General features: G+C 67.3%; 18 protein-coding genes and 4 tRNA genes. 17 read left to right on the top strand and 5 right to left on the bottom strand.

Annotated features, from left to right (window positions below; all coding sequences use genetic code 11):
* The 5 genes from ABFS34_03015 to ABFS34_03035 all read right to left on the bottom strand — a co-directional run.
* Window positions 1-333: hypothetical protein (locus tag ABFS34_03015; GenBank protein ID MEN8374400.1), on the bottom strand; the 333-nt coding region annotated here is incomplete at its 3' end.
* Complete coding sequence (locus ABFS34_03020) at window positions 330-530, bottom strand: hypothetical protein (protein ID MEN8374401.1); 201 nt, start codon at window positions 528-530, stop codon at window positions 330-332. The genes ABFS34_03020 and ABFS34_03015, both read right to left, overlap by 4 nt.
* Window positions 527-745 carry a helix-turn-helix domain-containing protein gene (locus ABFS34_03025; GenBank protein MEN8374402.1) on the bottom strand — a complete coding sequence of 73 codons (219 nt, stop codon included), beginning with the start codon at window positions 743-745 and terminating at the stop codon, window positions 527-529. Before ABFS34_03025 ends, ABFS34_03020 begins: the two co-directional genes overlap by 4 nt.
* Before the next feature lie 111 nt (window positions 746-856).
* The gene (locus ABFS34_03030; GenBank protein ID MEN8374403.1) at window positions 857-1,438 is read right to left on the bottom strand and encodes a hypothetical protein; all 582 of its coding nucleotides are present in this window, start codon (window positions 1,436-1,438) and stop codon (window positions 857-859) included.
* On the bottom strand, window positions 1,435-2,622 hold the full coding sequence (locus ABFS34_03035) for a tyrosine-type recombinase/integrase (GenBank protein MEN8374404.1): 1,188 nt from the start codon (window positions 2,620-2,622) through the stop codon (window positions 1,435-1,437). Before ABFS34_03035 ends, ABFS34_03030 begins: the two co-directional genes overlap by 4 nt.
* A gap of 137 nt (window positions 2,623-2,759) precedes the next feature.
* On the opposite strand from ABFS34_03035, the gene ABFS34_03040 reads away from it, so the two are divergent.
* The 17 genes from ABFS34_03040 to bamA all read left to right on the top strand — a co-directional run bounded on the left by ABFS34_03040 (window position 2,760) and on the right by bamA (window position 18,001).
* A tRNA-OTHER gene (locus ABFS34_03040) sits at window positions 2,760-2,830 on the top strand.
* Window positions 2,831-2,911: 81 nt separating this feature from the next.
* A complete protein-coding gene (locus ABFS34_03045) occupies window positions 2,912-3,355 on the top strand; it encodes a YtoQ family protein (protein MEN8374405.1) in 444 nt (147 codons plus the stop codon).
* A gap of 143 nt (window positions 3,356-3,498) precedes the next feature.
* A tRNA-Arg gene (locus ABFS34_03050) sits at window positions 3,499-3,573 on the top strand.
* Window positions 3,574-3,653: 80 nt separating this feature from the next.
* Window positions 3,654-3,727, top strand: a tRNA-His gene (locus tag ABFS34_03055).
* A 38-nt stretch (window positions 3,728-3,765) separates the two neighbouring features.
* Window positions 3,766-3,838: transfer RNA gene (locus ABFS34_03060), tRNA-Lys, on the top strand.
* 117 nt (window positions 3,839-3,955) lie between these two features.
* The gene (era, locus tag ABFS34_03065) at window positions 3,956-4,873 is read left to right on the top strand and encodes a GTPase Era (GenBank protein ID MEN8374406.1); all 918 of its coding nucleotides are present in this window, start codon (window positions 3,956-3,958) and stop codon (window positions 4,871-4,873) included.
* A 25-nt stretch (window positions 4,874-4,898) separates the two neighbouring features.
* The gene (locus ABFS34_03070) at window positions 4,899-5,069 is read left to right on the top strand and encodes a Trm112 family protein (GenBank protein MEN8374407.1); all 171 of its coding nucleotides are present in this window, start codon (window positions 4,899-4,901) and stop codon (window positions 5,067-5,069) included.
* Window positions 5,070-5,109: 40 nt separating this feature from the next.
* Window positions 5,110-6,099 (top strand): diguanylate cyclase, encoded by a 990-nt coding sequence (locus ABFS34_03075; GenBank protein ID MEN8374408.1) that lies wholly within the window; start codon window positions 5,110-5,112, stop codon window positions 6,097-6,099.
* Between the two features lie 38 nt (window positions 6,100-6,137).
* Window positions 6,138-6,581, top strand: a complete 444-nt coding sequence (locus ABFS34_03080; protein MEN8374409.1) for a zinc-ribbon domain-containing protein — start codon at window positions 6,138-6,140, stop codon at window positions 6,579-6,581.
* A 146-nt stretch (window positions 6,582-6,727) separates the two neighbouring features.
* A protein-coding gene (prfB, locus tag ABFS34_03085) for a peptide chain release factor 2 (protein MEN8374410.1) occupies window positions 6,728-7,838 on the top strand; the annotation gives its coding sequence in 2 pieces (ribosomal slippage) (window positions 6,728-6,796 and window positions 6,798-7,838; 1,110 coding nt in all).
* Window positions 7,835-9,385 carry a lysine--tRNA ligase gene (gene lysS, locus ABFS34_03090; protein ID MEN8374411.1) on the top strand — a complete coding sequence of 517 codons (1,551 nt, stop codon included), beginning with the start codon at window positions 7,835-7,837 and terminating at the stop codon, window positions 9,383-9,385. The genes prfB and lysS overlap by 4 nt, the downstream gene beginning before the upstream one ends.
* A gap of 1 nt (window position 9,386) precedes the next feature.
* Window positions 9,387-10,631: an FtsX-like permease family protein gene (locus tag ABFS34_03095; protein ID MEN8374412.1), complete on the top strand. Its 1,245-nt coding sequence runs from the start codon at window positions 9,387-9,389 to the stop codon at window positions 10,629-10,631.
* A complete protein-coding gene (locus tag ABFS34_03100; GenBank protein ID MEN8374413.1) occupies window positions 10,624-11,400 on the top strand; it encodes an ABC transporter ATP-binding protein in 777 nt (258 codons plus the stop codon). Before ABFS34_03095 ends, ABFS34_03100 begins: the two co-directional genes overlap by 8 nt.
* Window positions 11,401-11,435: 35 nt before the next feature.
* Window positions 11,436-11,900 carry a UvrB/UvrC motif-containing protein gene (locus tag ABFS34_03105; protein MEN8374414.1) on the top strand — a complete coding sequence of 155 codons (465 nt, stop codon included), beginning with the start codon at window positions 11,436-11,438 and terminating at the stop codon, window positions 11,898-11,900.
* A gap of 1 nt (window position 11,901) precedes the next feature.
* Entirely contained in the window at window positions 11,902-13,008 is a 1,107-nt protein-coding gene (locus ABFS34_03110; GenBank protein ID MEN8374415.1) for a protein arginine kinase, read from the top strand.
* A gap of 42 nt (window positions 13,009-13,050) precedes the next feature.
* The gene (locus ABFS34_03115) at window positions 13,051-15,531 is read left to right on the top strand and encodes an ATP-dependent Clp protease ATP-binding subunit (protein MEN8374416.1); all 2,481 of its coding nucleotides are present in this window, start codon (window positions 13,051-13,053) and stop codon (window positions 15,529-15,531) included.
* Between the two features lie 79 nt (window positions 15,532-15,610).
* Complete coding sequence (bamA, locus tag ABFS34_03120; GenBank protein ID MEN8374417.1) at window positions 15,611-18,001, top strand: outer membrane protein assembly factor BamA; 2,391 nt, start codon at window positions 15,611-15,613, stop codon at window positions 17,999-18,001.
* The last annotated feature ends 53 nt before the right edge of the window (window positions 18,002-18,054 follow it).

Raw genomic sequence — 18,054 nt, forward strand, 5'->3', positions numbered from 1 at the left:
TACCGTGTCGCGAAGGTTGGGGCGGCTGCCCCCGCCGCGCTCGGGCTTGTCGTAGGTCTTCGGCCGCACGCTGGCAGCCAGCCGCCGCGCGTCCGCCTTGCCCTGAGTAGGCGCGAGCACGTCCGCGGCGGCGCACTCCAGCAGGACACGCCGCGCGGGGTCGTCTTCGGCCGCGAGGGCAGCCTTCAGGCGGTTCAGGAACGCGAGCACCGCCTCGCTCGGCGGGTCGGCTCCAAGCGTGCCGCCCCCGCAGGAGCGGATAACGTCGGAGATGGGCTCCTCGGCGCGCACCACGCGCAGGTGGGTCGGGGTGCCGCCGGTGGTGACGCTCACTCTGCCAGCTCGTGGAGGGCCGTGGAGGCGAGGCCGTAGAGGCGCCGGGACAGCCAACGCGCGTTGAGCAGGTGTAGCTCTTCGCGGTCGGCCAGGTTCGGCTCGGCGGCCGCCAGGGGGTTATGGCGGGCGTACTCCTCGAGCAGGAGCGCGCAGTCCACGACAGAGGCGAGCGCCTCGGCCGCTGCCTGGTTCACGCCGCCCTCGGGCCTGGATCGGCCGTGCTGGTGCGTACGCGCTCGGCGGCCCACGCCTCGAGGTCCGCGACGCGGTATCGGACGCAGCGCGAAGAGATGCGGACGTGGGGCGGCCCGTCGCCGCGGCTCCGCCAGACGGCCAGCGTTCGGGGTTGGAGGCCGAGCGCTGCGGCTGCGTCGCGCTCGTCAACGAGGATGGTGGTTGCAGCGGTCATCGTGCTTTCTCCTGCGGCAATGAGCTACGGTCACTGTCGCACGGTAATGCACGGTGGTCGGCAATTGCTCTGGCTTGCCTAGTTTTTTTGTGTCTTCTATCTCGGTTTGGGCTAACGGATCGACCAGGACAGCCCCGGGCGTGCGGCACGCACCTTGTTCTGGACCGAACGGACCGAGAGGCCGTAACGCTTCCCGACGCGTCTACAAACGGCTGTCCAGCTGAGAGCGGGGTGCCGCCAATGCATGACCTCAACCTCGTCGGCCAATGCGTCCGCAGGCGGACCCTTTCGGCTCGCGAAGCCTCCTGCCGCTCGATGCTTCTGCTGCTGTCGTTCCTTCTCGGCCAAGGGCCGCTCCAGCCGTAGTGCCCGCTTGGCGTGGTAGAGATGCGGGTGTGACTGGTCGATGCCATTCTGGAGCCCGATCCACAGGGCGTAGCGGGCCGCATTCCACGCGTCACCCGCTCGCGCCAGCCGGAGGAGGACGGGCGCGGTCAGAAGGTGCTCTTCCGCCCGCTTCCGCTGGCTGTAGCGCTCGTCCTCCGGATTCTCCGGCATTCCGCGCTGCTCCTGGTCCCTGACAAACGCTATGGCCTCCTCGGCGCCCTCCGTCCACCCCGCGAGGATGTTGCGCAGGGCCTCCTCCGCGTCGTCAGGCGGGAGAGGCTGCAGCCAGTGAGGACGGCGGTTCATGCTCCCGCCCCGTTCACGACCGCCATAAGACGGGCGCCATGTTGTTCGAGCGCTTCGCGTGAAGCGTCCTGCGCCAGGCGCGCGTAGATCGCGGTTGCGGCCACGTCGCCGGGTGCGTGCCCGAGCACCTGTCCGATGACCTGGAGGCTGACCCCAGCCGTCGCCATCCAGGAGCCCACGGTCCTGCGGAGGTCGTGCAGGGTCACGTCCTCGCATCCCGCCTCCGCGCGGACGCGGCGCCAGCTCTTGTCTATCGACGTGAGGGCGGACCCGCGGCTGCGGCCCGGAAAGACGTGCGGGTTTCCGGCCTGGCGGGGGAGTTGCTCGAGGATCTCCACCGCGGGCGCCGAGAGGTAGACCGAATCGACATCGCCGCCCTTCCGCACCACGCGCCAGCGCCGGGCCTCCAGGTCGATGTCCGACCACTCGGAGCGGAGCAGTTCGGAGCGCCGTAGGCCCGTCAGCAGGAACAGGCGCAGAGCCGCCTTGATGTAGATGTTCGGCTCGGCGTCGATCGCCTCCATCAGGCGCGGCATCTCCTTCGGCGTGACGTAGCGCTCGCGGTTCCTTTCCTTGAACGCCTTCACTCCGCGCGAGCCGTGGCGGTCGAGTGTGGCGGGGTTGGCGCGGCCTTCGGGGAGCTCGCCCCACGCGATCGCCTTGCTGAACATCGCTCGCGCGACCTGCAGCACGCGGTTGGCCTCTACCGGGGTGCGTGCACCGATGCGCGCGTGGAGGGCGGCTAGGTCCGTTCGCGTCACGTCCGCCAGACGCAGGTGGCCGATGGCGGGAATGAGATGCTTCTCCAGCCGACGCCTATCCTCCCTCCACGAGCCTGGCCGGTGCGGCTTCGCGTGCTCGCTGATGTAGCGCTCGGCGAACGCGCGCACGTCGTCCGGCTTCGGCCCGCGGAGGGCTGCCACGGGGTCGCCGCCGTCGCCGACCTCCACCAGCGCCTTCCGCGCGCGGGCGCGCGCTTGGTCGAGCGTCAGGACACCGTACTTGCCGAGCGTCAGCAGCCGGGTGCGACCGGAGGGGGTGCGGTAGCGTAGGACGAACGCCTTGCGGCCGGTGGGATACACGCGCAGCCCGAAGCCGGGAATCTGTCCGTCGTAGGCGATTTGCTGGGCTGGGCCGGCGGGGTCATACTCAAGGGCTTGGATGCCGCGCTTTGTGAGGCCCACGGGGCGCCTCCTGTCGGGAGAGCAGCTAGTCGTTCGAGTGCGCGGTGAGTGCGCAAAATGAATGTAAAACCAGGTAAGGGTCGGGCACAACAAAAGCTGGCAAAAGCGCTACAGACGGTAGCTTACTGCCCTTTTGTGGGGGTGTGGTAAACCTAGGAAAATCTGCTTTGGGAGCAGGGGGTCGCCGGTTCGAATCCGGCCGCCCCGACTTGAGATGGACTCCGCGCCGCATACCTGGTGAGCCCATCCTGCGTGCGCACTGAGCGAGCCGAGTGAGAAACGGGACAGCATGATCGACCTTACCATCTACGCAGCCGGCGAAATCCATTCCGACTGGCGCGACGAGTTGCGGGCGGCGCTCGAGGAGCGCGGGGTCGACGCCGACGTCGTCGGTCCGCAGGAGGACCACGAGCGCTCGGACGACATCGGCGAGGCGATCCTCGGGGAGCAGGCGAATCCGCGCTCTCGAGACATCGAAGGAGCGCGCGTCAATACGCTTCGAACGCGGGTGCTGCTGGGACGCGCGGACCTCGTGGTCGCCTACTTCGGGCCCACGTACAAGCAGTGGAACACGGCGGCCGACGCGGGCTGGGCGCTCGCCGCAGGGCTGCCCGTTCTGCTCGTAAGAGCGCAGGAGCACGTGCACGCGCTGAAGGAACTCGACGCGCTCGTGTCGCTCGCCGTGGAGACGCTCGAGGAGGCCGCCGAGGCGATCGCCTACATCCTCGAGTAGCGCGACGGCAGTGGCCGGGTTCGCGCCGGGCGCAAGGCCGCCGGCCAGGCCCAGCGAAATCCCTTGACAGCCTTGGAGAAAGCCTTATGGTGAAGGGCTTCCGTTGGGCCGTCGTATGGCAAAGGCGGTCGTCGGAGGTGCTCGCGCCCGTAGCTCAGCCTGGATAGAGCAGCGGCCTTCTAAGCCGCGGGTCATAGGTTCAAATCCTATCGGGCGCATCCTTTGACTTGGCGGGCCGCGGCAGGACGAAGGGAGCGCGAGGGAAGCGCGACTCTGGCCCCGCTGCGCGGGACACATGGTGGGCGTAGCTCAGTCGGTTAGAGCGCCAGGTTGTGGTCCTGGAGGTCGCCGGTTCGATTCCGGTCGCCCACCCTGAGAGACGTGCCGGAAACGGCACGCGCAACGTGCCCGCCCCGATAGCTTAACTGGCAGAGCAGGGGACTCTTAATCCCAAGGTTCTAGGTTCGATTCCTAGTCGGGGCACTAGCTTTCTCACGGACCCCGCGCGGAGCACGCTCGCTCCGCCGGGGCTCGTTCGTCTGCACCGTCCAGCGCCCACCGCGCTTGGCGCCCCGGAGGCCGTCGCGGCTACTCTTCCGTATGCCTGAATCCACCGACCGAGCTCCCACCCGCGCTGGTCACGTCGCGCTGGTCGGCATTCCCAACGTGGGCAAGTCCACCCTGATGAACGCGCTGCTGGGCGAAAAGCTCAGCATCACGACCGCCAAGGAGCAGACGACCCGCCAGCGCGTGACCGGCATCCTCACCCGGCCGGCGTTCCAGGCTGTGTTCGTGGATACTCCGGGGCTGCTGGAGCCGCGCTACCTGCTGCACGAGGCTATGCTCGGCGAGGCGCTCGCGAGCCTCCGCGACGCGGACGTCATCGTCCTCATCCTGGACGCCACGCGCCCGGCGCAGACGCTGCCGCCAACCGAGTCTCTCGACCAGGTGCTGGCGCGCCCCGAGCGCGTCATCGGCGTGGTCAACAAGAGCGACGTGGCCTCTCCCGCGGATGTCGCGAGGCTCGCCGAGTGGGTGGGCGAGCGCGCCGGGAGCGACGCCGTCGTCGTTTCGGCGACCCGCGGCAACGGCTTGCCCGAGCTGGAGAGGCGCATAGCGGAGGGTTTGCCCGCATCGCCCTTTCTGTATCCCGAAGATGAGATCGCGGTACAGCCCATGCGGTTCTTCGTGGAGGAGCTGATCCGCGAGACCGTCTTCGAGCGCTACCACCAGGAGATTCCGTACAGCGTGGCGGTGCAGGTGGAGGAGTACCGCGAAGGCACCGACCCGCTCTACATTCGGGCGACCATCTACGTGGAGAGAGAGACGCAGAAGCAGATTCTCATCGGCGCCAAGGGAGCCGGGATCCGCGACCTGGGGACGGCCGCGCGGCGTAAGATCCAAGCGTTCGTGGGCGAGCGTGTGTACCTTGACCTCTGGACCAAGGTCCTGCCACGCTGGCGCAAGCGGGAAACCGCGCTCAACCGCCTCGGGCACGCGCCACCGGGGCAACGGTAAGAGACAAGGGAAGGGAGGCGGAAGGGTGCTTGACCGAGACCTGCTGGACATTCTCGTCTGCCCGAAGTGCAAGGGGCCTCTGGAGCACAGGGCGGAGGGAGAGACTGAAAACCTCGTGTGCCACGCGTGCGCGCTGGTCTACGAGGTGCGCGACGACATCCCCATCATGCTGATCGACGAGGCGAAGCCTCTGTGAGCGAGGGCGCGCCGCGGCTGGGTGGCAGAGCCGAACCGGCATGACTGCCAACTCGAGCATCGTCTACCAGTCATCCCAGGCCCGAGAGGTGCCCGCCGCCGTGCGGGCCCTGGCCGAGGCCCGCGGCCTGCGCGTGCTCCGGGTCGACGGCCCCGCGGCTGTAATGGATATCGTGAATCGCAGCATGCCCGTCGGGGTCGTTCTCGACCAAGGCGAGAGCGCCGCGGCCCGCGACCTGTGCGTCGCCCTCAAGCGCGAGCCCTACAGCGCCATCATTCCCGTCATCCTCTACGCGACGTCGTCGAGCGCCGAGGTGGCGTTGGATGGTCTGCGGGCGGGAGCGGCCGAGGTGTTCGGCCCCGACATGCCCGAGGACGAGCAGCGCATCCGCATGGAGCTGGCGCTGCAGCGCGCGGACCGCGATGTGAGCGTGCACCCGACCACGCGACTCCCCGGCACCGTCCAGATCGAGCGAGCCATCGGCGACCGCATGAAACGTGGCGAGCGGTTCGCGGTGTGCTACGCCGACATCGATCATTTCAAGGAGTTCAACGATCGCTACGGCTACACGGAGGGCGATAGGGTCATCCTCATCGTCTCGCGCATCCTGCGTGACGTGGTCCGGGCGCACGCGCCGAGCGGGTTCATCGGACACATCGGCGGGGACGACTACATCTTCGTGGTACCGCTGGAGCGAGCCGTCGAATGCTGCGAGGAGATCATAGAGATCTTCGACGAGTTGATGCCGTTCAACTACTCGGAGGACGATCGCGAGCGGCGCTACTTCCTCGGCAAGGACCGCCGAGGCAACGTGTATAGGGTACCGCTCATGTCGCTGTCCATCGGTGTCGTCACGAACGACAAGCGCGTGTTCAGCCATACGGCGCGTGTCGGGGAGTTGGCCTCCGAGATGAAGGCCTACGCGAAGACGTTGCCCGGTTCCGTGTTCGCCGTCGACCGGCGCAATGACGAACGTACCGAGCCGCCCTTGGAAGAACGACGAGGCGGGGGATTCGGCGTTGGCCCGTGAGGCTCCGTTGAGCGCCGCAAGGCACTGAGAGCGAGACGATGAACGTCACTTGTCCCAGTTGTGAAGCCGTGTACCGCGTGGACCCCGAACGGGTCCCGGAGGCCGGCGTGCGGACCCGCTGCGGCCGCTGTGAGGCCATTTTCGACCTGGCCCGGGACGGCACGGTGCAGGCCTCGGCCGAGACGCCGACCGCGGCCCCGGCTCCGGCTCCGGCGGAGACGAAGCCCATGTTCGGCGCCCAGGATCCCGATACGCGCGCGCTCCGCATCGCCCGCGCCCTGGTGTCGGATATCATCGCCTACACCGACCGCGACGTGGACGCCAGCCGCACCGAGGGAAGTCTGCGCACGGACTTCCGAGAGGACATCCTCAAGAGCTGGGAGGAGTACGTGGAGCAGGTCGGGGTCGATTTCGCCAAACAAACGCCCTTCTTCCGCGACGCTCTGAACGACATTCTGGCCCAGGGTGAGCCGGTATTCTGAGGGCCGAGCGCGCCCTGGAAGGTGTTAGTGTACCGTTGCACACTAGGAGCCGGTGTTATCGTTCCGGCTGGCGACAATCGGACTTCCTCCGGGGGGTCGCCCTGGTAGGGCGGCCCCTCTGCGCATGAACCCGTAATGGACAGACAATGAGCACCGATCAGAGCGCGGACCTTACCGACCTCCGGGAGCGGATCGGCGAGCTCGGAGGGTTTCTTTGACGTCTCGGTAAAGCGGACCGAGGTGCAGCGGTTGGAGGAAAGGATGGCGTCGCCGGGCTTCTGGGACGACGGGGACGCGGCGCAGGCGGTTATCGCCGACGTGCGCCGGCTCAAGTCCTGGCTCGACCCGTGGCAGCAACTCGCCGACAAAGGCGAGGAGCTCGCGGAGATCGAGGAGCTGCTGCAGCTCGAGCCAGACGAGGCGCTGGAAGAGGAGTGGCTGACCGAGGTGGGCCGGCTCGGCGAAGCGGTGGAAGCGCTGGAATTGCGCAACATGCTACGCGGGCCGGACGACGCCCGCGACGCCATCGTCACGATCCACCCCGGCGCCGGCGGCACCGAGTCCCAGGACTGGGCGGAAATGCTGCTGCGCATGTACTCGCGCTGGGCCGAGGCGCGCGGCCGACAGGTGGAGTTGTTGGACCTGCTGGAGGGAGAGGAGGCGGGTATCAAGAGCGCCACTCTGGAGGTGCGCGGAGACCACGCGTACGGATATCTGAAAGCGGAGAAGGGGGTCCACCGGCTCGTCAGGATCTCGCCGTTCGACAGCCAGGGGCGGCGTCACACTTCCTTCGCCAGCGTCTTCGTGTACCCGGTGGTCGACGACGACATCGACATCGAGATCGATGAGAAGGACCTGCGCGTGGACACCTATCGCGCGTCCGGCGCCGGCGGGCAGCACGTGAACAAGACCAGCTCGGCCGTGCGCATCACGCACCAGCCGACCGGCGTGGTGGTGTCGTGCCAGCAGGAGCGCAGCCAGCACAAGAACAGGGCCACCGCCATGAAGATGCTCAAGGCGGCGCTCTATCAACGGGAGCTGGAAGAGCGGGAGGCGGAGCGACAGGTGCTCGAGGCCGAAAAGACCGACATCGCGTGGGGCAACCAGATCCGCTCTTACGTCTTTCAGCCGTACACGATGGTGACCGATCACCGCACGGAGCTGAAGATAGGAGACGTGCAGCGGATCATGAATGGAGACCTGGACCCCTTCATCGAGGCCTACTTGAAGCGCCGCGGGGGGGCGCACGGCGCGTGAGGCACGGGGAGGCCGGAGACGGCGCTCCGGGGCCCTCGGCGCCCGGCTTGCGCGAGGCGCGCGTGGCCAAGCTGGCTCGCCTCCGTGAGGCGGGGGTCGAGCCCTATCCGTATTCGTTCGATCCGGACCGGTCGGTGGCCGACGCCCGCACCTCCTTCGAGAGCGCGGAGGCCGAGGGCGGTCTCGACGCCGACGGCGTGGGAGAGGAAGTGCGCCTGGCCGGACGCCTTGCCTCGCTGCGGGGGCACGGCAAGGCCACCTTTGCCGATCTGCAGGACCGGTCCGGGCGCATCCAGCTCTTCCTGCGTCAGAACGACCTCGGGACGGGCTACGAGCTGCTGGAGCTTCTGGACCTGGGCGACTGGGTGGGCGCGTCCGGGCGCCTGATGCGCACCAGGATGGGTGAGGTCAGCGTCCGCGTGAGCTCCATCACTCTCCTCGCGAAGTCGATCCGTCCGCTCCCCTTCGGGAAGACCGAAAAGGACGACGGCGCGCGGGTCGTGCACGGAGGGTTTGCGGACGTGGAGCAGCGCTACCGGCAGCGCTACGCCGACCTGGCCGTGAACGAGGACGTCCGCACCCTTTTCGTGCGCCGCGCGGACGTGGTTCGGGCGCTGCGCCAGTACCTGGACGAGCAAGGGTATGTGGAGGTCGAGACGCCCGTCCTGCAGCCGCTGTACGGCGGCGCCATGGCGCAGCCCTTCAAGACGCACCATCGCGCGTTGGACGTGCCGCTCTACCTGCGGATCGCGGACGAGCTATACCTGAAGAGGCTCATCGTGGGCGGTCTGGAGCGCGTCTACGAGGTGGGGAAGGACTTCCGCAACGAAGGCATCGACCGGACGCACTCCCCGGAATTCACGATGCTGGAGTTCTACGAGGCGTTCGCCGACTACGGCACGATGATGGGGCGCGTCGAGGAGATGATCAGCGCCGCGGCGCGGGTCGTGACCTCCGAAGGCTCCACCGTGGTCTTCCAGGGTACTGACATCGACTTCTCCGCGCCGTTCGAACGGATCCGGTTCATGGACGCCCTGGCGGCGGCGGCGGGGTTCGATCCCGCGGGCGCGACCGACGACGAGCTGCGCGAGCGGCTGCGGATGGCGACGAGCGACGACGTCGCCGACCTGACGCGACCGCAGCTGCTGGACGGGCTGTTCGGCGCGCTGGTCGAGCCGGGGCTGGTGCAGCCGACGTTCGTGCTGGATCAGCCGCGGGAGCTGTCTCCGCTCGCCAAGCCGAAGCGCGGCGAGCCCGAGTTGGCCGAGCGCTTCGAGCTGGTCGTCGCCGGCATGGAGATCGCCAACGCCTTCAGCGAGCTGAACGACCCCTTCGATCAGCGGGAGCGATTCGAGGCGCAGGCGCGTTACAGGGAAGAAGGAGACGAGGGGGCGCACGCTCTGGACGAGGACTACCTGCGAGCGCTGGAATATGGGCTACCGCCGACAGGCGGGTGCGGCATCGGCATCGACCGACTCATGATGATCTTGACCGACCAGGCATCGATCCGGGACGTGATCCTGTTCCCCCAGTTGAGGCCGGAGTAGCGTGCCGGCGGCAGAGTGGTACGTGGCACGGCGCTATCTGGCCTCGCGCAGGAAGGGCCGGTTCCTGTCGCTGATCACGCTGATCGCGGTGGGCGGGGTAGCGGTCGGCGTTGCGGCGCTCATCACGGTCATCGGCATGATGACCGGCATGCAGAGGGACCTCCAGGCGAAGATCCTCGGCGCCAACCCCCACGTCTACGTTTTCCAGAACGGCCAGGGCTTCCGCATGACCGGCTGGCGGGACGTTCTCGAGGAAGTGGAGGACGTCCCCGGCGTGATCGGCGCGCAGCCGTTCGTCATGACCCAGGTGGGCGTTACACCCACCGGCGAGTACGTGCAGTTCGGTACCCTGTGGGGAATGGACGCCGCGGGGAGGGGCGTGCCGGTCAACGAGATCGTGCGCCAGATCCGCTCCGGCGCCCTATCTCTCGGGCCCACCGAGTCGGGGCTCCCCGGGGTGCTCATCGGGCGCAGGCTGGCGGATCGGTTGGGTATCCTTCCGGGCGATGAGGTCACGGTGCTCGCGCCGGAGAATCTGAAGGCCTCTCCGCTGGGCGATGCGATTCCGGCGACCGGCTATTTCGAGGTCACCGGCACGTTCGTCACCGGGCACTTCGAGTACGACTCGGGGCATCTGTACGCGGACCTGGCCGCGGTCGTCTCGCTGCTGGACTTCGAGGACGATGTGGGCGGGCTCGCGCTCGCCGTGGAGGACCCGTTCCTGGCGCGCGAAGTGGGGGACTCGATCAACTCCCGGCTGAGCTTTCCGTACTACACGAACGACTGGATGACGCTGAACAACTCGCTCTTCAGCGCGCTTAAGCTCGAGAAGCTCGGCATGGGGCTGATCCTGTCGCTGATCGTGCTGGTCGCCGCGTTCAACATCATCAGCACGTTGATCATGGTGGTGACCGACAAGACCAGGGAGATCGGCATCCTGAAGTCCATGGGCATGACGCGCGGTGGCGTGCTGCGGATCTTCCTGCTCCAGGGCCTCGCGATCGGCGCCATCGGCACCTTCCTCGGCACCATGGGGGGACTGGTCCTCATCTGGGTGCAGGCTCGCTACGAGCTCATCACGCTGCCCGGGGAGGTGTACGGCATCAGCACGCTCCCCGTGGCGCTCGATGTTCTGGACGTCGGCTGGATAGTGGGGCTCAGCATCCTCATCGCCTTCGCCGCCACGATCCTGCCCGCGCAGCGGGCGTCGCGGCTGATGCCGGTGGAGGCAATCCGTCATGACTGAGCCCCGGACCTTCGGCGGCGCCCCCGACGCGACCGGCTGGGGAGACGACGGGGTCGCCACGCAGCCCGGCCAGGCGGTGCTGGAGGCGCGCCGACTGCGCAAGGTCTACGTGGGCGGGGACGGCTCCGAGCTGGAGGTGCTGACCGGAGTCGATCTGACCGTGGCCCGAGGCGAGGCGGTGGCGATCGTCGGCGCGAGCGGGGCGGGCAAATCCACGCTGCTGCACCTGCTGGGCGGGCTCGACCGCCCCACGTCGGGGGCTGTCAGCCTGGAGGGACGATCGCTCGGCCTGCTCCCCGATGAAGACCTCGCGCGCGTGCGCAACGCGCGCATCGGGTTCGTCTTCCAGTTCCACCATCTGCTGCGCGAATTCTCGGCGCTCGAGAACGTCGCGCTACCGATGCTGATCGGGGGCGTCGATCGCTCCACCGCGTACCGGCGCGCGGACGAGCTGCTCGGGCAGGTCGGCCTGGGGGAACGCACCGAGCACAGGCCGGCGCAGCTCAGCGGAGGCGAGCAGCAGCGCGTGGCCGTGGCCCGAGCGCTGGCTAACGCGCCTGTACTCCTGATCGCCGACGAGCCGACGGGTAACCTGGATACGCACACGAGCGAGACGCTCCACGACCTCTTCTTCCAGTTGAAGGAGGCGCACGGCGTGGCGCTCGTGCTCGCGACCCACAACCGCGAGCTGGCCGACCGCGCCGACCGGGTACTCCAGGTGCGGGAGGGTCAGTTGGCGAGCTTCTACCCATCCCGGCAGGACGCATAGAGATGCGTTGCGATCACTGCGGAGACCAGGAGGCCGTGATTCATCTCACGCACATCGAGAACAACGAGATGAGCAGCTTCCACCTGTGCGAGGCGTGCGCGGCCGAAAAGGGGATCGATCCCGAGGCGGACGAGACCGTGAACGCCCCGCTGGCGGCTTTCCTGGCGCAGATGGGGAGCGAGGGGGAGGCGGCCGCCCCGCAGGAGGCCGAGTGTCCGTACTGTGGGCTGTCGATAGACGGATTCAAGAAGACGGGCCGGCTGGGGTGCTCGCAGTGCTACGTGGCGTTCGAGGCTCACCTCAAAAACCTGATGAGGCGGCTGCACGCGGGCACGCAGCACGTGGGCAAAGTCTACCTGCCTCCCGACGACGCCACCGCGGCCAACCGGGACGAGCGCCTGAACGGTCTGAAGCGCAGGCTCACCCGGGCGGTGGACAGCGAGGACTTCGAGCGCGCCGCCCAGATCCGCGATCAGATCCGTGCCATGGAGAGCGCGTGACATGAAACCCGTGACCAAGCTCGGCGATGTCGGCCTGGACTGGCTCGACGGCAGCGGCCCGCACTCCGACGTCGTGCTGTCCACGCGCGTGCGGCTCGCCCGCAACCTCCAGGCCCACGCGTTCCCAACGCGGCTCGGCGAGGACGAGAGGCGCAGAGTCTGGGAGCAGATCGGCGCCGCCGCGGACGCGAGCGAGCTCCTGAAGGGAGGGGCGGCCATAGAGCTGTCAGCCGTGCCCGCGATCACGCGCAGGGTGCTGCTGGAGCGCCACCTGATTTCGCGCGAGCTGGCGGGCGGCGTGGCCGAGGAGCACGCGCCGGTGGGCGCGGGGCTCTACATGCGCGGCGGTGGCGAATTGGGCGCCATGGTGAACGAGGAAGACCACCTGCGCTTGCAGGCGCTGCGCTCGGGGCTGCGCTTGCAGGAGGCCTACCAGGAGGTGGAGCGCCTGGATGAGGAGTTGGGCGCCCGCCTGGCGTTCGCCTTCCACCCCGAATTCGGATTCCTGACCAGTTGCCCGACCAACGTGGGGACCGGGCTACGCGCGTCCCTCCTGGTGCACCTTCCCGGGCTCGTGCTGACGAAGGAAATCGGCAAGGTGTTGCAGGGCATCAACCAGGTCGGATTGACCTTCAGGGGATTGTACGGTGAGGGCTCGGAGGTGATCGGGAATTTCTTCCAGATCTCCAACCAGACGACGCTGGGCAAGAGCGAAGAGGACCTGATCGACCACCTGGACCGCATAGTGGGTCAGGTCATCCAGTACGAGATGCAGGCCAGGGGCGTCCTGCTCAGGGATGCCTCGGCGGTGATCGAGGACAAGATCTGGCGCGCGTTCGGTTTGCTGACCCACGCCCGCACATTGTCCTTCGACGAGGTCATGAACCTGCTGAGCGCGGTCCGCCTGGGCGTCGGGCTGAAACTGATACCGGACGTTCGGGTATCTTCGCTTAACACGGTGATGATCTACTCCCAGGCGGCGCATCTCGAGCAGGCAGCCGGTAGACGGCTCGCGGAGGGCGAGGGGGAGATCCACCGGGCAGCCTTCGTACGAAAGGCGCTGGGGACGGGCGGTCGACCCCGCGCGGAAGCGGAAACGGATGCGTAAGCGGAAGGGATAGGGGGCATCTCGGGGTTCGGGGACCAGGGCATGAATTACAACTTCACGGATCGAGTGCGGAAGGTGCTGGCGATGGCCCGCGAAGAGGCGATCCGTCTGCAGCACGACTACGTCGGCACGGAGCACATACTCCTCGGCCTGATTCGCGAGGGCGAGGGCGTCGCGGCCGCTGTCCTCATGAACCTCAACGTGGATCTCGACCAGGTGCACGAGCGCGTCGAGGGTGAGGTCCGCAAGGGCAAGGCGACCATCGCGTTGGGGGAGCTCCCCTATACCTCCCGGGCCAAGAAGGTCCTGGAGTACGCGATGGCCGAGGCACGGGAGCTCAGCCATTCATACGTCGGCACGGAGCATCTCCTGCTGGGATTGCTCCGCGAGGAACGCGGCATCGCGGCGCAGGTGCTCAACGCCCTGGGCGTTACGCTCGAAGAGGCGCGGGCGCAGACGCAGAAGCTTCTGGGCAGCGATCTCGACGCCACGCCCGCGGGGGCCGGCGCGGGCGCCGGTCAGTCCAGCGCGCCCTCCAAGACCGACAAGAAGTCCAAGACCCCGGCGCTCGACCACTTCTGCCGGGACCTGACCGAGCTGGCCCGCAAGGGCGAGCTGGACCCGACGATCGGCCGCGAGCCCGAAATCGAGCGGGTGACCGAAGTGCTCTCGCGCCGCAAGAAGAACAACCCGGTGCTGATCGGCGAGCCGGGCGTCGGCAAGACCGCCATCGTGGAAGGGCTGGCGCAGCTCATCTCGCGCGGAGAAGTCGCCGATAGCCTGTCCGACCACCGCGTCCTGGCGCTCGACATGGCCGCCGTGATAGCGGGGACGAAGTACCGCGGCCAGTTCGAAGAGCGGCTGAAGGCGATCATGAACGAGATCGCCCAGAACCAGGGCGTGATTCTCTTCATCGATGAGTTGCACACGCTGGTCGGAGCGGGGGCCGCGGAGGGCGCCATCGACGCGTCCAACATGCTCAAGCCGGCGCTCGCGCGCGGGGAGCTACAGTGCGTGGGCGCTTCCACGCTGAATGAGTATCGCAAGTACATCGAAAAGGACGGCGCGCTGGAACGCCGTTTCCAGACGGTGATCGTCGACCCGCCCTCGATCGACCAGACGCTGGAGATCCTGAAGGGACTGCGAAAGCACTACGAGGACCACCACAAGGTCGTGGTTCCGGACGAGTCGCTGGCCGCCGCCGCCAAGCTGTCGGAACGCTACATCACCGACCGTTTTCTTCCGGACAAGGCGATTGACGTCATCGATGAGGCCGGCGCGAGGGCGCGGCTCGCCACGCAGGTACCGCCCCCCGAGGTCGCCGAGCTGAAGCAGGAGATGGAGACCCTCGCCGAGTCCAAGGACGAGGCCATCCGGGATCAGGATTTCGAGAAGGCCGCCGAGCTACGCGACAAGGAAAAAGATCTCCAGGACCGCATGCGCAGCGAGCAGGAGACCTGGGAGGAAGAGCGGCGCACGCACCGCCCCGTCATCTCCGAGGAGGATGTCGCGTTCATCGTCAGCCGCTGGACGGGCGTGCCGGTGACCCGGTTGCAGGAAGCGGAGTCCGAGCGGCTGGTCCGCATGGAAGAAGAACTCCACGAGCGGATCGTGGGGCAGGAGGAGGCGATTCGCGCGATCAGCAGGTCCATTCGGCGCAGCCGAGCAGGGCTCAAGGATCCGCGGCGCCCCATCGGCAGCTTCATCTTCAGCGGCCCCACGGGCGTCGGCAAGACGGAGCTGGCGCGCGCGCTGGCGGAGTTCCTGTTCGCCGACCGCGACGCGCTCATCCGCGTGGACATGAGCGAGTACATGGAGAAGTTCTCGGTGTCACGACTGATCGGGGCGCCCCCGGGATACGTCGGTTACGAAGACTCCGGGGCGTTGACCAAGGCCGTGCGCCGCAAGCCGTATTCGGTGGTCCTTCTGGACGAGATCGAGAAGGCGCACCCGGACGTGTTCAATATCCTGTTGCAGGTGCTGGACGAGGGCCATCTCACGGACAACTACGGCCGCGTCATCGACTTCAAGAACACCGTCATCATCATGACGTCCAACCTGGGCGCCCGAGACATCAGCAAGGGTGGCACGCTGGGCTTCCAGTCCGATTCCTCGGCGGGTTCGTACGAGATCATGCAGGAGAAGGTCAAGGAGGAGATCGAGCGGGCCTTCAATCCGGAATTCCTGAACCGTGTCGACGACGCCATCGTCTTCCACCCGCTCAGCCGGGAGCAGATCGGCCAGATCGTGCACATCATGCTGGACGAGGTTCGGACCCGGCTCCAGGACGAGGCGTTGAGCCTCACGTTGACGGAAGAGGCCGTCGACTTCCTCGTCGAGCGCGGGTACGACCAGACCTTCGGCGCGCGGCCGCTGCGCCGGGCCATCCAGCGTCACCTCGAGGACCCGCTCTCGGAGAAGATCCTCATGAGCGAGTACTCGGCGGGCGACGAGGTCGAGGTCGACATCTCGGACGATGGCGACGCGCTGGCCTTCCGGGTGCCCTCCTCGAGTCGCACCTGAGGTGATGGCGGCTCCCGGTTCTCCCCCGGCCGCGCGACACACCAGCGGGGCCGCCGTCCGCGGCGCCCTACTCGTGAGCATGGCGCTGCTATCGGGGGGCGGCGTAAGCGCCCAGGCGCAGGGCAATCAGCCGCCGGGCTTGGTCCAGGTCCACATCGAGACCATCACGGTTCGCGGATCCGAGCGCCTGGCGACCGAGACGATCATCGCCGCTTCCGGTCTCGCCGCCGGCCAGGAGGTCTCCTACCGGGCGATCCAACGGGCCATCCAGCGCCTGTGGAGCTCCAATCTGTACGCGGACGTCCAGTTTTCGGCGTTGTCCGTAGAGGGCGCGGAAACCGATCGGGTCCACCTGTTCATCGACGTCACCGAGCACCCGTTCGTCGTGCAGGTTCTCTTCGAGGGATTGGAGAACCTCAGCGCCTCCAGCGTGCGTGACACCCTCGGAATTCGCGGGAGGGGGCCGTACAACCCGGGGCGGGCGGCGTTGGCCGAGGACTTCATCCGTGTCGGCCTGGCCGACAAGGGTATTCGCGTCAGGAGCGTCGATCACGAGCTGGTGCCGATCGAGGAGAGGCCGGGCGAGAACCGTCTCATCTTCCGCGTGCGCGAAGGGAGTCGGGTGGCCATCGCCGAGGTCGTCTTCGAGGGCAACGAGGTGTTCGACCAGGAGGAGCTGCGAGGGGCCCTAGGCACCAAGAAAGAGGGCTTCTTCTGGTTCCGCGACGGCAAATACGACGAGGACCGGTTCCGACAGGACGTGCGCGACCGACTGCCCAGCTTTTATGCGCAGCGCGGCTACATAGACATGCGGGTCGTGGGAGACTCGCTGGAGGTCGATCCCGTCACCGGGAAGGCCCGCGTCCTCGTGCGCGTCGAGGAGGGCGTGGCCTACCGCGTCGCGGACTTCGAGATCCGGGGGAATCGGCGCTTCCCGACCGAGGACCTCAAGATCTACTTCACCCGGCGGCGGGGAGGGCTGCTCAGCACCCTCGGCCTGGGAGGCGGGGACATAGGTGAGGAAGCCAACCCCGTCTTCGACCGTCTGGCGTTCGACGTTGCGACCGAAGAGGTGTGGCAGCTCTACCGCAACCAGGGCTACATCTATTCGCAGGTGAACCCCATCGTCGAGCGGACCCAGTTGGAGGACGGCCAACCGGCCGTGTCTCTCGCATGGGAGATCGTCGAGAACAATCCCGCGTACGTGAACCGCGTGCGCATCGCCGGCAACTCCTACACCCACGAGAAGGTCGTCCGCGAACGGGTGCTCGTGCTGCCCGGGGACGTTTACAACGAGGAGGCGCTCATCCGCAGCATGGAGAGCATCTCCGCCCTCGGATTCTTCGAGGCTCCGCTGGCGCCGCCGGACATCGAGCCCGATCCCGAGACCGGCGACATCGACATCACCTTCCACGTGGACGAGAAACAAACCGGGTCGTTCAATTTCGGCACGGCGCTCGGCGGCGTATCCGGAGTTTCCGGGTTTCTCGGTTACGACCAGCCCAACCTGTTCGGACAGGCCAAGGTGGGGCATCTGCGCTGGGAGTTCGGGCGCTTCTCGAACAACTTCGAGGCCAGCTATACTGACCCCGCGGTTCGAGCCACCAGGATCAGCGGTTCGGTGTCGTTCTTCAACACGCAGAACCGATTCTTCACGTTTCGCGAGGGCAGCGTAAGGCGTTTCGGAGGATCGCTTCGGTTCGGCGTTCCGTTCCCCTGGGATCGTTGGACGCGGGTCTTCGCGGGTTACTCGCTGCAGAAAACGACGTACGATCAGCGATCGGGTGAAGCCGAGACACTGTTCTCGCTGCCGGATGGCACGCAGAGCACCGTATCGCTCGGCCTCAACCGCAACACGCTGAATCACCCCCTGTTCCCCACGTCGGGGTCGGAGCAACGCATCGACCTGGAGTTCACCGGCGGGCCCTTCCGCGGGTCCGGCGAGTTCCAGAAATACACGGCCAAGGGAGACTGGTGGGTGCCGGTCGCTCAGATCGGCGGATCGGCGCCCGGAGAACGCCCCATCCGCTTCGCGCTCGGACTGGCCGTGGAGGGCGGCGTGTTGTTCGGTAACGCCAGCCGTTTTCCCTTCGAACGGTTCTGGATGGGGGGAACCCAGTTCGGCACCGCGCTGCGCGGGTACGAGGAGAACACCGTCACCCCTCTCGGGTACTTCTCGCGCAACTCTGGGCTGATCGAGCTGCAGGACCGCTTCGGGGACGCCTACGTCAAGATCAGTGGGCAGTACGCGATCCGCTTCAACGACAACATATCGGCGTCTGCATTCTACGACGCCGGGAACTTGTGGCGGGAGCCCGGGCAGATAGAACCGTCCCGGCTGTTCCGGGGCGCCGGAGTCGGCCTGTCGGTGGTCACTCCGTTCGGCCCCATCGGCCTGGACTATGCGTACGGGTTCGACAGGACGGTGCCCGGGTGGCAGCTACACTTCAAGCTCGGCAACCTGAGATAGGCCGGGTCGGCCCGGCGTGGCCAGTACCAAACGGACGCGCGTGCTGTGCGCGC

It is taken from the genome of Gemmatimonadota bacterium (assembly GCA_039715185.1).
In the GTDB taxonomy this organism is placed as follows: domain Bacteria; phylum Gemmatimonadota; class Gemmatimonadetes; order Longimicrobiales; family RSA9; genus DATHRK01.

Bases quoted from the DNA above. Each gene is read 5' to 3' on its own strand.
- ABFS34_03025 (MEN8374402.1), bottom strand. From the start codon at position 745: ATGACCGCTGCAACCACCATCCTCGTTGACGAGCGCGACGCAGCCGCA.
- ABFS34_03030 (MEN8374403.1), bottom strand. From the start codon at position 1,438: ATGAACCGCCGTCCTCACTGGCTGCAGCCTCTCCCGCCTGACGACGCG.
- ABFS34_03045 (MEN8374405.1), top strand. From the start codon at position 2,912: ATGATCGACCTTACCATCTACGCAGCCGGCGAAATCCATTCCGACTGG.
- era (MEN8374406.1), top strand. From the start codon at position 3,956: ATGCCTGAATCCACCGACCGAGCTCCCACCCGCGCTGGTCACGTCGCG.
- ABFS34_03075 (MEN8374408.1), top strand. From the start codon at position 5,110: ATGACTGCCAACTCGAGCATCGTCTACCAGTCATCCCAGGCCCGAGAG.
- ABFS34_03080 (MEN8374409.1), top strand. From the start codon at position 6,138: ATGAACGTCACTTGTCCCAGTTGTGAAGCCGTGTACCGCGTGGACCCC.
- ABFS34_03100 (MEN8374413.1), top strand. From the start codon at position 10,624: ATGACTGAGCCCCGGACCTTCGGCGGCGCCCCCGACGCGACCGGCTGG.
- ABFS34_03110 (MEN8374415.1), top strand. From the start codon at position 11,902: ATGAAACCCGTGACCAAGCTCGGCGATGTCGGCCTGGACTGGCTCGAC.
- ABFS34_03115 (MEN8374416.1), top strand. From the start codon at position 13,051: ATGAATTACAACTTCACGGATCGAGTGCGGAAGGTGCTGGCGATGGCC.
- bamA (MEN8374417.1), top strand. From the start codon at position 15,611: ATGGCGCTGCTATCGGGGGGCGGCGTAAGCGCCCAGGCGCAGGGCAAT.